Source organism: Methylobacter sp. (assembly GCF_030680395.1).
Taxonomy (GTDB): domain Bacteria; phylum Pseudomonadota; class Gammaproteobacteria; order Methylococcales; family Methylomonadaceae; genus Methylobacter_A.
Genome location: NZ_JAUXVR010000044.1, coordinates 146,837 through 160,592, shown reverse-complemented (window position 1 = coordinate 160,592; position 13,756 = coordinate 146,837). Strand labels below are relative to the sequence as shown.

Here is a 13,756-nt window from a genome sequence, read left to right as displayed (position 1 = left end):
CTTATATTTCGTCGCGGCAAGAAATTTGAATGTTCATAGGGTAATAGTAAATATTGACTTCAAAAATCAGCAAACTATTATTTTAGGCTGAGCAGTTACCGCGTATGATGACAATACTCTTTCAGTATCGGGTGGTAAATCGATTGCAGTTCAAACGATTTAGATGTTTTATAAGTCAATATGAATAATAACAATAATATACGCATGTTTCAGTCGTGCGCTACCGATGCAAGACGGGCTGTGCAGGAGTTTCATGCTGCGGTGGCGCAGCAGGGCACGGAGCTGGTGGTTTTCTTCTGCTCCAGCGAATACGACCTTGACCTGCTGGCTGCAGAAATGCACCGCTTGTTTGCCGGGATTCAAGTAGTCGGCTGCACCACGGCAGGAGAAATCGGGCCGGCCGGGTATTGCCAGCATAGCCTGTCCGGCGTTAGTTTTTCTGAAACCAGTTGCGTCGCTGTCAGCGGACTGCTGGATCAATTAAGCCGGTTCGATATTACCAAAGGGCATGACTTTGCCCAAACCCTGTTACAGCGGTTTGAGAGTAAAGCCCCGAACCCAAGCCCGGACCATAGCTTCGCACTGCTGCTGATTGACGGTATGTCCGGGCGCGAAGAACGAGTGGCGCATGCGTTGCAATATACATTGGGCAAGATCACGCTGTTTGGCGGATCGGCGGGTGACGACCAAAAGTTTGCCAAAACTTATGTTTACAGCAATGGCGGTTTCCACACCGATAGCGCGGTACTGGTTCTGGTCAACACTGACTTGCCCTTCAAAATATTCAAGACTCATCATTTTGTTTCGACTGACGAGCGTCTGGTGGTCACGGAAGCCGATCCCGCCAAGCGCATTGTCAAGGAGATCAATGGACTACCCGCTGCCACAGAGTACGCCCGATTGGTCGGTGTTGACGTTAACGAATTCAATGCAAAAGATTTTGCCTTTCCCTCCGTGGTGGTAAAAATCGGCGGTACGGATTATGTACGTTCTATCCAGAAGGCAAATACAGACGGCAGCCTGACTTTCTATTGTGCCATTGAAGCGGGCTTGGTGCTCAGACTGGCGCATGGCGTGAATTTAGTGAATAACCTGGAGCAGAGTTTCGACGCAATTCGAACAAAAATCGGCCCAATTCAACTGGTTTTGGGTTGCGACTGCATTTTGCGCAATCTGGAAGTTTCCAAGAACGGATTGAAAGACCGTGTCATGGAGATTTTCCGGCGCAACAACACCATCGGTTTCAGTAGCTACGGCGAACAATTCCGCGGCATACACAACAATCAGACTTTCACCGGCTGTGCTATTGGCATCGCTTCCGGGATAGAGGCCGAGACGCGCGATGGCTGATCAAGCGGGTATGAACGAGCAGGTATTGCATGCCGAGATCGTGCGCTTGAACAAAGTCGTTCAGGCATTGATAAATCGTGCCGAAAGCAGCGCGAACATCGATACGTCCGACTTCAATCTGTTTCAGACTGCAATTACGCTTGAAGATCTGGTACGTCGCCGCACCGATGAACTGGAAGCGGCATTGCGGGAAAACGAGAAAATTACCCGTGCCTTGCGTGAAAGCGAAAACCACAACCGCTTGCTGGTCGAAAACTCTCCCATGTGCATCCACGAGATAGACATAGGCGGCAGAATAGTTTCCATGAACAGGGCGGGGCTGAGCATGTTGGGGCTCAAAGAAGAATGCGAGGTGCAAGATTATTTATATCTGGATTCAGTCGGCGCTGCCGACCGGGAACGCATAGGAGTATTACTTGCCCAAGCGTATACAGGGGAAAGCAGCCACTTCGAGTTTAAGGCTAGCGGACCGCTCGGGCCGATTTATAAGTCGTGTTTTGTTCCGATCAAGGACAAGAATGGCGGCGTTGAAAAATTGATGGGTATCACCGAGGACATCACCGAGCGCAAGCATCTGGAACAACAACTGGTGGAGCGCGAAGAGTTGTTTCGCGCCATTTTCGAACAGGCGCCCAACGCTATCGAACTGATAGACCCGGAGACATTGCACTTTGTCGAGGCCAATCCTGCCGCATGCCGCATGTTGGGCTATACCCATGAAGAATATCTCCGGCTGCGGCTGGTCGACACTCAGGCCGACTTGAATGAAGAGGAGCTGGTTGCGGCGATTTGGCAGGCGGGGGAATCGGGTGGGACGTCTTTAGAGAACCGGCACCGCTGCAAGAACGGAGACATTCTGGATGTCGAGATCAATTCCCGCATGCTGGATCTCTCCGGCAAGCGTCTGCTGGTTGGCGTCTGGCGCGACATCACTGAGCATAAGCGGGCGCAGGAGGAAATCAAACTCAAGAATACGATCCTGCAAACCCAGCAGGAGGTTTCGCCCGATGCCATTCTGGTGGTTGATGAAAACGCGCACATCATCTCTTATAATCAACAATTCATCGACCTGTGGCAGATCCCCCCGCAGATGGTCAATGAGCGGCTGGATGCGCCAATGCTTCAAACAATTGTTGAACAAATCGCCGAACCGGATTTATTTCTCGCCCGTGCCCACTATCTATACGAGCACCGGGACGATAAAAGCCGCGAAGAAATAGCGCTGAAAGATGGCAGAATAATCGACCGGTATTCTGCTCCTGCCGCCGGAGCGGACGGCAAGTACTACGGACGCGTCTGGTATTTTCGCGACATCACCGAACGCAAGCGTGCGGTGGAAGACTTGCGCATCATTGCCGGTGTGTTCGACAACAGCCAGGAAGGCATCGTGATCACCGATGCGAACAATGTCTTCTTGAACGTTAACCCGGCATTCACCAGGATTACAGGCTACGCCCGCGAAGAGGTGATCGGCAAGAACCCCAAGATGCTGAGTTCGGGGCGACAGGACAAGGCGTTTTATGCCGAGATGTGGCAAACCCTGAAGCAGAAAAGGGCTTGGCGTGGCGAGATTTGGAACCGACAAAAGTCTGGCGAGGTTTTTGCGGAGCTACTCTCGATTGCGGCCATCTGCGACGATGAGGGCAGGGTGCGACGCTATGTCGGGGTGTTTTCCGACATCAGCTATCTCAAAACGCATGAGGCCGAGCTGAGCCAAGTTGCCTATTACGATGCGCTCACCGGCATTCCTAATCGGCGCTTGCTGGCCGACCGTATGGATCAGTCCATCGCGCGGGCGCAACGCAGCGGCAGGATGCTGTTCGTCTGCTACCTGGACCTCGACGGCTTCAAACAGGTCAACGACCGGTATGGGCACGAGGCAGGCGACCAACTGCTGGTCGAAGTCAGCCGCCGCTTGCAAGAAGCGTTGCGCACGGGCGACACCTTGGCACGACTGGGCGGGGATGAATTCGTTGTGTTGTTTAATGATCTTGCCGGTGAGCGGGAGTGCCGCCAAATTCTCGACCGCATTCTGGAAATTATCGCTCTGCCGGTAGTCCTCGGTAGTCATCAGGTTGCGGTGTCGGCCAGCATAGGCGTAACTTTTCAGACGCCTGCTAACGAGGACGGCGATACGCTATTGCGCCAAGCCGATCAGGCTATGTATGTCGCCAAGCAGACCGGAAAGAGCCGCTATCATTTGTACGACGGGAAACATGACTGGATTTAAACGCTGGGCATCCGCTCTTGGGGATCGACTTGCTGTATGGGTCGAAAGCCGATAGAGACCAAGTTCCTGTTTCAGGCAGTGAAAAAACTGTGGATGGATGCAACGTGAACCGCCTCCGTAAGCAGACGTTGCCATTCGCGTCCATGATATTGAGGTCTGCATCGTCTTCGATTCCGATCCCGTGGACATGAGTTCTGAGCGGTCAAAGGCTTGCGGTTTCCGCTTTTGGAGCCAGCACCCGATATCGTTCCAAATCCTCCGGCGTATCCAAATCCCATTGTTCGCTCAGTTCGCAATGACGAAGCTTATAGCGTTCGATACGGTTACGGGTTTGGTCGAGCACTCGCGCCGTTCCCCAAGGCATGTTATCGAAGAGTTCCGGGTGGGGTCGGCTGAGTCCGATCAGTACATAGCCGCCGTCCTCTGCGGGGGCTAATGCGACTTCATTGTCCTGATTTAAGGCGGTTAACGCTTGTTCCAAATCCTGTTCGGTTAATGACGGACAATCGCAGCCCATTAACAAGGCGTGAGAGTAGTCGGCAAGCGCCGAGCAAAAAGCGTGGTGCATGCGTTCGCCCAGATCGGCCCCTTGTTGTTGCCGAAGACTTATCGGATAGGCTGCTGCCGATGCGGTAAAAAAAGCATGGTCGATTGTCGGTGAACACCAGAGTTGTACCGGGCATAAACGGCTGTTGATCGCCCGTTGCAGTGTTTTTATACTGAGTTCGATATGAAGTTCGGATGCCTGCTCGGCGGTTAATTCCGGGATTAACCGGGTTTTGACCTGGCCGGGAATCGGGGCCTTGCAGAAAATCATCAGGACTGAGTTGGGGTATTTGTAAGTCATGATTGATCGGGTATGGGCGGTTGAAGGATCATTTTTATACGTAGGTATTTAAGCAACGCGTCATCCCGGCAGGGATGACGTTTTTCTGGTTTGGGCGGTATCTCTATCTATGGGGAACGGCCGTAATCACCGTTTCCGCAATGCCTTAAAAGGCAGCAGCAATAACTGCATAAAGCCTAGTTCATGTGGCTCGCGGAAAGGCTTTAAGCCAATAGCCATGGTCGTCTGAGGTTGCTTGGGCTCGGCAATATAGGTTTTGCACAGCCTGTCCCAGCAGGAAATCGAAAAGCCGTAATTACTGTCTGTTTCTGTCGGAATGGTCGAGTGATGGATGCGGTGCATGTCCGGGGTGATGAGCAGCCAACGCAATTTTTTATCAATCGCCGGTGGGATGTTGATGTTGCTATGGTTAAAGGTCGCTGCACCGTTCAGGATAATCTCAAACGCGATAACCGCCCATGGATTGGCGCCGATCAAAACAATGCACAGCACCTTGTACAGCATCGAAATCATGATCTCCAGCGGATGAAAGCGCACGGCGGTGGTGGCGTCGAATTCCAGGTCGGTATGATGCACCTGATGTAAATGCCACAGCAGCGGCCATTTATGCGAAACGATATGCTGGCAGTAAATGGCAAAATCAAGAAATAATAAAGTTACGATAATCGACAGCCATTCCGGCGCGGCCAGCCAGTTTAACAGTCCGTAACCTTGATCTATGGCGGCTACGGCGCTCATATAAGCAATGCCGCCGAGGCTTAAGCGCATGATCGCGATGTTGAATGCGGCGAGTCCCAGATTGACCGGCCAGCGCTGTTTGCGGCTGATATGCTGGATTCTTCTGGGGCTGACATATTCCCAGCCAATCATGATGCAGAAAATGCCCAGTGCTGCGGATAAACGAATTATGGTTTCCAAAACTGCCCCCTGGAATAAAGTGCGGCCAATAGTTGCGGGTCAGCGCCAAAGAAGTAACGCAGGCGCAAACTCCACATCAGCAGTATAGTCCTGTAGAGCCCATAGCGCTCCCATCTTCGGCCGGAGCTGGTGACTTTTGCTTTAAGACACATCGGCGGGCTGATTTTTTGTAGCGCCTTGCTCAAGGCGATGTCTTCCATCAGGGCGATTTCGGGATACTGTCCCACCGCTGCAAACGCTTCCCGCCTGACAAAAATCACTTGGTCGCCTGTGGCAATGCCGGTCAGGCGGGAGCGCCAATTCATCATCCAGGCGATGACTTTCAACATGACATGGTTGCCACTTAATTGAATGTCGAAACGTCCCCATTGCTTGTTGCCGAGGTGTTGTTCGACCAGTTGCAAGGCATGCTCGGGCAGGTAGGTGTCGGCGTGGAGGAAGATCAAAATGTCGCCGCTTGCATGGCTTGCGCCGATGTTCATTTGCAGGGCGCGGCCTTTTGCCGAGTTTATGATTTGGTCGGCCAAACGGGCATGGGGGTAATCAATAAGCGGCCGGTCATTGGTGGCGTCAACAATGATGATTTCGCAGTTGCTGCGTAACGCCTGCAACGGCAGCAAACACGAGGCTATGGTTTTTTCTTCATTCAGGGTTGGGATGATGATCGAAAATTTCATTGGATGAGGGTATTCCGCTAACTCCGCTAGTTCCCAAGCTCAAGCTTGGGAATTCAGTGTCGGAAGCTCCAGCTTCCCGTTTCGCGAAGCTGGAGCTTCGCCTTTGGGGTTCCCAATCTGGAGATTGGGAACCAGCGTAGGTTGCCGAACGCGATGCTGGAGCGTCACGGACTGCGTTCCCACGCCGGAACTTGGGGACGCTACAAAACTCCGTGTCCTTCGTGCCCTCGTGGTGAATAAAGAATTTTTAATAATCACCCCGTTTGATGCTGCAAAGCCGCCCTGACACAGCGTAAAACCCCATAACTGTATTGCCCCTCAAACAGCTCATAAACCGGCTTAAGCGCGTTCCGTTGGTCTTCGGGCAAGTTGATAATAGCTTCTTCTATCCGGCTGATTTCCTGCTCGGGCAGTTCAACCACATCAGCCAGCACCAGCATCCCTTGTTCCAGGGACTGGGCCAAATGTCCGTAAACGGTGGTCTCTTGCAGCTCTCGTTGCCGGGCGATCTGCTTGACGCTGTAACCCAACCGGAATAAGGCTACCGATTCGGCCATGGTATCCGACAGACCAATTGGCCCGTTTTTGTTGATATCGACAAATTTGCTGATGACTGCCAGAAATTCATCGGCGTATAGTTCCAGCTTGCGCACGCCGATACCGGACAGCAAGCCCATTTGCTGACGGTTGGTCGGCTTGGCTTCCAGCATCGCCATCAACGTTGCGTCATGAAAAATAACATAGGGCGGCACATCCTGTGCCTCGGCAATCATCTTGCGCTTGGCGCGCAAGGCATTCCACAGCAAAGTATCGTCAGTTTTAGCAAACTCCCTGCTTGCTTTCTTGCTACCCTTAACTTTTTCGGGTTGCAAGTCCTTGCGCAGCATCAGTTGCTGTTCGCCCCGTAAAACAGGCCGACAGGATTCGGTCAATTGCAGTGCGCCGAAGCGGTCGAAATCGACAGCAACCAAGCCCCGCGCGACCAGCTGACGAAATACCGAATGCCATTGTTGCTCTTCAATATCCGTGCCGATGCCGAAGGTCGAAAGCTTGTCATGAGCGGCTTTGACAATCCGCTCAGTGGCCTTGCCTCGCAACACATCGATCAAATAGCCGACGCCGTAACGTTGCTGGGTGCGATGAATACAGGACAGCGCTTTTTGTGCGGCCAGGGTTCCGTCCCAGGTCTTGACCGGCTCCAGACAGGTGTCGCAGTTACCGCAGGGTTGCTCAAGCAGGTCGCCGAAATAACCGAGCAAAGCCTGGCGACGGCAATGGACCTGTTCGCATAAGGCCAGCATCGCGTCGAGTTTGTGATATTCGATACGCTTATGCGCTTCATCGGCGTTGGAGTCTTGCAGCATTTTCCGTAGCGTGATCACATCCTGCAAGCCGTAAGCCATCCAGGCGTCGGCGGGCAAGCCGTCGCGCCCGCCCCGGCCGGTTTCCTGATAATAGGCTTCAACGCTTTTGGGCAAATCCAAATGCGCGACAAAGCGGACGTTGGGCTTGTCGATGCCCATGCCGAACGCGATGGTCGCCACGATCACCAAACCCTCTTCCATTAAAAACTGGTGTTGGTGTTTGGCGCGTGAACCGGCATCCATTCCGGCATGATAGGGCAGGGCGTTGACGCCTTTGGTTCTGAGCCATTCGGCGGTGGCATCGACTTTTTTACGCGATAAACAATACACAATCCCGGAATCGCCGGCGTGTTCGGCGCGAATAAAATCAATCAGCTGATCGCGGGCATTTTGTTTTTGCACAATCCGGTAACGGATGTTGGGCCGGTCGAAACCGCTAAGATAAAGTTGCGCCTGCTCCAGATTCAGGCGTAATTTGATTTCTTCGCGGGTTTTATCGTCTGCGGTTGCGGTCAGAGCGATGCGGGGAATGTCGGGGAAGCGCTCGTGCAGCAGGGACAGCTGGAGATAATCGACCCGAAAATCATGGCCCCATTGGGAGACGCAATGCGCCTCGTCAATCGCAAACAGGGCGATCTTGATGCGCTCGAACAGCGCGCCGGTACGCGCCGAGGTCAATCGTTCCGGCGCGATGTACAGCAAATCGAGCTCGCCGTTCAGCAACTGCTGCTCGATTCTCCGGGATTCTTCAAGCGATAAGGTTGAGTTCAGGAAAGCGGCTTTGACGCCCAATTGCAGCAAGGCACTGACCTGGTCCTGCATTAGCGCGATCAACGGCGAAATCACGATGCCGACGCCGGGCCGGATCAATGCCGGAATCTGGTAGCACAGCGACTTGCCGCCGCCGGTCGGCATCAGCACCAACGCATCCTGCCCGGCTATCAGCTGTTCAATGACATCCTGCTGTTGGCCTCTAAATTTATCGTAACCGAAAACGGTTTTGAGGATTTCAATCGGTTTGTTGTTCATAACGTCTTTTTATCAGTTGGGTAGGCCGGAATAAGTCGGTTTGAGCAATAGCGAAAATCGGCGTTTCCGGCAGCACAACGCCGAAATAGTCGGGATAAGGTCGGCCTTAGCATCTTAAAACTGCCTTACAACGGCTCAAACAAGGCCGTCAGATCCTCCGCCGTCAGCTTCAACGATTCCTCTTTCGCTCCGCCCTTGTAAATCCCTTCGGCCAGTGCGCGCTTTTTGTCCTGCATCGCGATAATCTTTTCTTCCACGGTATTTTCGGTAATGAGTTTATACACGAACACAGGCTTGTCCTGGCCTATTCGATGGGCGCGGTCTGCGGCCTGGCTTTCTGCGGCCGGGTTCCACCACGGATCGTAAATAATCACGGTATCGGCTTCGGTCAGGTTTAAGCCGACGCCGCCCGCTTTCAGGCTGATCAGGAACACATTCACCTCGCCGCTTTTAAACCGATCTATGGCTTCGTCGCGGTTGCGGGTTTGGCCAGTCAGTTTGGCATAACCAATTTTTCGGGCATTCAACTCACCTTCAATCAACGCAATCATGCGGGTGAATTGCGAGAACACTAAAATTCGGCGACCTTCTTCCAGTTGTTCAGGCAATATCTCCATCAACAGGTCGAGTTTGGCGGATTGTTGTACTTTTTGCGCTTCCTTTAGCGGTAGGGTGCGCGGGTCGCAGCAGGTTTGGCGAAGTTTGAGCAAGGCATCCAGAATGGTGATGTGGCTACGCGACAGGCCTTTTTGGGCAATCGCATCGCGGACTTTTTTCTCCATGGTCAGACGGATGCTCTCGTATAAAGCGGCCTGTTTTTCGTACAGCGGCACGGAGCGAATAATCTCGGTCTTAAGCGGCAACTCGGTGGCGACCTCCTGCTTGGTGCGGCGCAGCATAAACGGCGCAACCCGGCGTGATAGCCGCGCTCTTTGCTCGCTATCGCCATGCACTTCAATGGGTGTGCGGTAGTGTTTTTTAAAGGTGGCGATGTCGCCCAGAAAGCCCGGCATCAGGAAATCGAATTGCGCCCAAAGTTCGCCCAAGTGATTTTCCATCGGGGTGCCGGTCAGACAAAGCCGGTGATTGGCTTTAATACGACGCACCATTTGGGCGGCTTTGGACAGCGGGTTTTTAACGGTTTGGGCTTCGTCCAGAATCAGGTAATGATACTCATGCTCCAGCAGCGTTTCCTCATCCCGGGACAGCAAAGGGTAGGTAGTCAGGATCAGGTCGTAGTCCCTGATTTTGTAAAATAGCTGCTTGCGTTCGGTGCCCTGTAGGATCAGGATTTTCAAGTTGGGGGTGAAGCGTTCGGTTTCCCGTCGCCAGTTGCTCATCAGGCTGGTCGGCGCGATGATCAGGCTGGGCAGGTTCATCCGGCCGCTTTGTTTTTCGAGCAACAGGTGGGCGAGCGTCTGTATGGTTTTGCCCAGGCCCATGTCGTCGGCGAGAATGCCGGAGAATTTATATTCCCGTAAAAATTGCAGCCAGTTGAGCCCCTGTTGCTGGTAATGCCGCAGTTCCGCCTGCAAGTTGACAGGCAGGGCGACATCCTGAATGCCGGTAAAGTTTTTGAGCTTTTGCCCCAGTTCGCGCAACTCTTTTCCGCCGCTGATGCTGAATAGGCCGTGGTTGTGTTCTTCCATGTCGGCCAGCGTGGCGGCGTTAAACCGGGACAGTTTCAGCGAGCCGTCCTTGCCCATCGTGCTGGTGTTAAACAGCTCTATCAACACGTTTAGAAACGGTTTGATTTTGTCGCTGGGTAAATTCAGGTAGTTATGCTCGCCCAAGGGAATACTGAGCATTTCAGGCAGGTTTTCCGGATCGTAGTTTTCCAGTACCGGCATAATCAACGGCAGTAAAGGCAAAGGCTGGCCGTCAACTTCTATGGTAAAGCGCATTTCAAACCAGTCCTGCTGGCTTTCGCTGATTTGGGCATCCCAGTTCTGGGCGGTTTGAAAATTAAGCAGAAAACTGTCATCTATATCGATAATCCAGCCGTCTTGTTCCAGCTCCAGCAGGGTGTTTTGGAGAAAGTCTCCCCAGCGGGCGGCGCTTTCCATTTTGGTTTGGGCCGGGCTATATAAAAACAGTTCTTGTGCGCCGATTTGCACGGTAGAGACAGGGGCAAAGCCGAGATCAGTCAGGCGATGTATTGCCAACTGCTCGGTTTCTACGTTGCGTTTAATCCGTACCAATCCTTGATCGGTTCTTACCACGCTATAGTCTTCGGGGATGATCGCAGAAAGCGTCCAATCCCCGTAATTGAAACCTACTGCGATAAAATGGGTGTACTGCTGCGGCGTTAGCTGATGGCCGAACAGCAAAAGTTTAGGTGTAGGCGTCAGCTGATCGGCTTCGATTAATTCGACTTTCTTGGGAGCGGGCAGCGACAGGCTGGGGTGTTCAATAATCAGGCGTTGGCTGAATTCATCGGCATATTCGGGCGGGATGAGCGGGGCGGCCAGAATGTTTTTAAGTTGATCGATCGAGAGGTTATGAGTGTTCAGCGCGCCTATCAAACCCAAAGAGCCGTCCAGGTATTGCGGCGGATCGGTTAGCAACAGGATCGCGGGCGGATCGATTTCGACAGCTAATTGATAGTCGCCGTTATCGGCTGTCCGCCAGTTAAATTTTAAGTCGCGTACGGTTCCTTTTATTAACGGAGCCCGCTCAACGTCCTGCCAGAACAGCCGACCTGATTTCAGTAACGTGGATAAGGCTAAATAACCGGTGGCGCCGGCAATCAGGGGTTCATCTTTAAACGTGGGGTTAAGCGCCGTCAGCAGTTTGGCAATTTCCTGATCTTCCGGTTGAACATAATTGAAGTAGGAATAGCTGTAACGAAGATTGTTTAAGGTTGTTTTCCTGCCTTTATTTAATCCTCCGGTTTTCTTTTCTTTGGTGATTAACAGGTCGATAGTGAATTGGTGTTTTGCATTGCCGGGCTTGAGGATGTAAGCGATAAAATCCTGATGGGCATCGTGCTGCCTCGGGGCTGGTTCATGAAGGCTGTCGAGCCAATCCAGACAACTGGATTTTGTATCCGATGCAGCAAAGCTTTGATTGGAATTTTGATACATCAGGCAAACAGCGGCGACGTGCTTACAGTTGTAGCCGACAGGGCAAGTACAGTCGCCTTCAATCTCTGCCGCTCTATAGTCCGGCCTCCAGACTATGCGAATATTTTGCCGGTACGGGTCTTTATGGCTGCCTTTAACGGCGGCATTGATCTGTACAAAAAGAGCGCCTTCGCTTTTAACGGTAAGGTTAATTACGGCGCCTCTCTCAAAATAGCTGCGTCCACGCTCGTAAAAGGCGTCGCCACATTCGTAGCGTATATCGGAACGGAGCAGTTTTTTTTGTTTATTCATGAGAGCATGGGCGAACAGTTGGACAGGGGACTTATTGTACTGCAATCCGGCGCAGTTGCAGGAATAGGTATCTTTAACAATAGTCTTATTGCAGATTTTCTGGTTAAGTATGACTAAAAAATGATGATCGAAAATTTGTAAATAGCAGGAGAAAAATATGAAACGGTATTTATTCACTATCTGTTTGTTGTTGAACGCTTGCTCGACTTTGCCGACCGCGATAAAAAATCCTCCTTTGAATGATATTTCCTATACTGAGGCAATCCTGAATATTGCCAATTATAAAAATGCGCCGGTGCGTTGGGGCGGTATTATTGTTGATGTCGAAAATGAACAAAACTTCAGTCTGGTGCAGGTGCTGTATTATCCCCTGGACAGCGATGGCGAACCGCAGAAAGATAAACCGAATCAAGGGCGATTTGTTTTTAAAAGCCCGGAGTTTCTCGATCCGGCTGTGTACACCCAAAACACCGAAATTACCGTTGCGGGAACTCTTATAGGTGATATTGAACGCACGATAGGCAAAAAAGTTATGCGCTTACCGCTGATTTCAGCCACGACCATTTACCGCTGGCCGGTTTATGTGTACGACAATCGTTACGATAGTTTCGGCTATGGCTATGGTTACAACCCTTATTATGGCGGTTATCCTTATTACTGGGGGAACTACTATTGGCCATCCGCTAGCCCATTCATTCGTCCAGCCTTTCGTCCCCGTTAAATGCTGTATTTAAGTCAGACGTGACCTTTTTTGGATATAGGTCTAGTTTATTTTTTTTGTTGCTATATAATACGCGGCTTACCAAAGTTATCGATGCCTCGGTGGCGAAATTGGTAGACGCAAGGGACTTAAAATCCCTCGTTCGTAAGGACGTGCCGGTTCGACTCCGGCCCGAGGCACCATAAAAATCAAGGGCTTAGTCAATCTGACAAGCTCTTTTTTATTGCCTGAAATAAAATTGTCCCAATTCTGTCCCATTCTCAAAAAAACACCCGCAACACATGCCAACAATTCAGGCACAAAAAAGCCGGAATTAACCGGCTTCATTATTATAAAGTAACAACCTACCCCGGCAATCAATCAACCACACTTAAAAGTATCTCGGTGTATTCTGCCACCTGTTCGGGTTCTGCCCATTGATTAAATGTAGGCTCACCAATACAACCGGCCAGCGTCCTAACTGCAATTATATCGACTTTGATTTGCTCACATACGGCAATCAAAGCAACATCCATTGATGATAACTTATTTAAAAATAGGTGCGCTTCCTGCTGGCAGTCCGGTACAAAAGCCGCCGCTGTCATTAATGTTCTGGTTTTCCAATACATGCCACCGTAAAACAAGCCCAACATATACAAACCCATTACACGCTTTCTATATCTGTAATCCAAGCATTTATAAGTATGCTGCTCAATACTGGCAACAATACTATCCAGCTCGTTTTTATCTTGCCGTATTGCTGCATCAAAACAAAGCGCGGCTTGCTCTTGGGGGGTTAGCTTGTTGTAAAGTTTATTAACTTGTTCGGGCTTCATTCTCTGGCCTCCAACTGTTTTTCTATTCGTTGCAAGCGTTCGGTTAATTCTTCCAGCTCTACCAACTTGCCTTGATTAGATAATGCCGTTATTAACTGGCTGCCTATATCCGGCGGTATTTGCCCCGCCAGCGTTGCCCGTATAACTTCCCCGCCCTGTTCGACCAATGAACCATTAACCGGTAAGCATATCGGCATCGCTTGGGGTTTAAGCGTTGGGCATACTCTATCAAGCAAGCACTTTGCCGCCGCCACATCGCCAGCTTTAGCCTGTTCTATCAGGGTTAGAATAATATCCGGCATCGCTTCGGCAATGGATTTTCTTAATAAGGTTGCCGGGGTTTTATCCTTTGGCTTGCCTTTGGGATTACCGGACACGCCCGGTTTAAATAAATGCTCTCTCATATCTGCTCTCTATCTGCTGGATTC

10 protein-coding genes and 1 tRNA gene are annotated in these 13,756 nt (G+C 51.3%); 4 read left to right on the top strand and 7 right to left on the bottom strand.

Annotated features, from left to right (window positions below; translation table 11 throughout):
- The first annotated feature begins 180 nt into the window (after window positions 1-180).
- Together nosP and Q8L79_RS18535 are read left to right on the top strand one after the other, a co-directional pair.
- Window positions 181-1,350, top strand: a complete 1,170-nt coding sequence (gene nosP / locus Q8L79_RS18540; protein WP_305274177.1) for a nitric oxide-sensing protein NosP — start codon at window positions 181-183, stop codon at window positions 1,348-1,350.
- Complete coding sequence (locus Q8L79_RS18535; protein WP_305274176.1) at window positions 1,343-3,580, top strand: sensor domain-containing diguanylate cyclase; 2,238 nt, start codon at window positions 1,343-1,345, stop codon at window positions 3,578-3,580. The genes nosP and Q8L79_RS18535 overlap by 8 nt, the downstream gene beginning before the upstream one ends.
- Before the next feature lie 202 nt (window positions 3,581-3,782).
- Here the strand turns inward: Q8L79_RS18535 and Q8L79_RS18530 are convergent, their stop codons facing one another.
- From Q8L79_RS18530 to Q8L79_RS18510, 5 genes are all read right to left on the bottom strand, one after another.
- Window positions 3,783-4,427 carry a TIGR04282 family arsenosugar biosynthesis glycosyltransferase gene (locus tag Q8L79_RS18530; protein ID WP_305274175.1) on the bottom strand — a complete coding sequence of 215 codons (645 nt, stop codon included), beginning with the start codon at window positions 4,425-4,427 and terminating at the stop codon, window positions 3,783-3,785.
- 126 nt (window positions 4,428-4,553) lie between these two features.
- Window positions 4,554-5,345 (bottom strand): sterol desaturase family protein, encoded by a 792-nt coding sequence (locus tag Q8L79_RS18525; protein WP_305274174.1) that lies wholly within the window; start codon window positions 5,343-5,345, stop codon window positions 4,554-4,556.
- Window positions 5,333-6,022, bottom strand: a complete 690-nt coding sequence (locus tag Q8L79_RS18520) for a TIGR04283 family arsenosugar biosynthesis glycosyltransferase (RefSeq protein ID WP_305274173.1) — start codon at window positions 6,020-6,022, stop codon at window positions 5,333-5,335. Before Q8L79_RS18520 ends, Q8L79_RS18525 begins: the two co-directional genes overlap by 13 nt.
- A gap of 254 nt (window positions 6,023-6,276) precedes the next feature.
- Window positions 6,277-8,415 (bottom strand): DNA helicase RecQ, encoded by a 2,139-nt coding sequence (gene recQ / locus Q8L79_RS18515; RefSeq protein ID WP_305274172.1) that lies wholly within the window; start codon window positions 8,413-8,415, stop codon window positions 6,277-6,279.
- Window positions 8,416-8,540: 125 nt separating this feature from the next.
- Window positions 8,541-11,792 (bottom strand): SNF2-related protein, encoded by a 3,252-nt coding sequence (locus Q8L79_RS18510; RefSeq protein ID WP_305274171.1) that lies wholly within the window; start codon window positions 11,790-11,792, stop codon window positions 8,541-8,543.
- Between the two features lie 157 nt (window positions 11,793-11,949).
- Here Q8L79_RS18510 and Q8L79_RS18505 point away from each other — a divergent pair, with 157 nt between their 5' ends.
- Both Q8L79_RS18505 and Q8L79_RS18500 read left to right on the top strand, forming a co-directional pair.
- On the top strand, window positions 11,950-12,513 hold the full coding sequence (locus Q8L79_RS18505; protein ID WP_305274170.1) for a Slp family lipoprotein: 564 nt from the start codon (window positions 11,950-11,952) through the stop codon (window positions 12,511-12,513).
- 95 nt (window positions 12,514-12,608) lie between these two features.
- Window positions 12,609-12,695 (top strand) — tRNA-Leu (locus tag Q8L79_RS18500).
- A 174-nt stretch (window positions 12,696-12,869) separates the two neighbouring features.
- Here Q8L79_RS18500 and Q8L79_RS18495 read toward each other — a convergent pair.
- Both Q8L79_RS18495 and Q8L79_RS18490 read right to left on the bottom strand, forming a co-directional pair.
- Window positions 12,870-13,328 (bottom strand): hypothetical protein, encoded by a 459-nt coding sequence (locus tag Q8L79_RS18495; protein ID WP_305274169.1) that lies wholly within the window; start codon window positions 13,326-13,328, stop codon window positions 12,870-12,872.
- Window positions 13,325-13,732, bottom strand: a complete 408-nt coding sequence (locus Q8L79_RS18490) for a DUF5681 domain-containing protein (RefSeq protein WP_305274168.1) — start codon at window positions 13,730-13,732, stop codon at window positions 13,325-13,327. Before Q8L79_RS18490 ends, Q8L79_RS18495 begins: the two co-directional genes overlap by 4 nt.
- Between the last annotated feature and the right edge of the window lie 24 nt (window positions 13,733-13,756).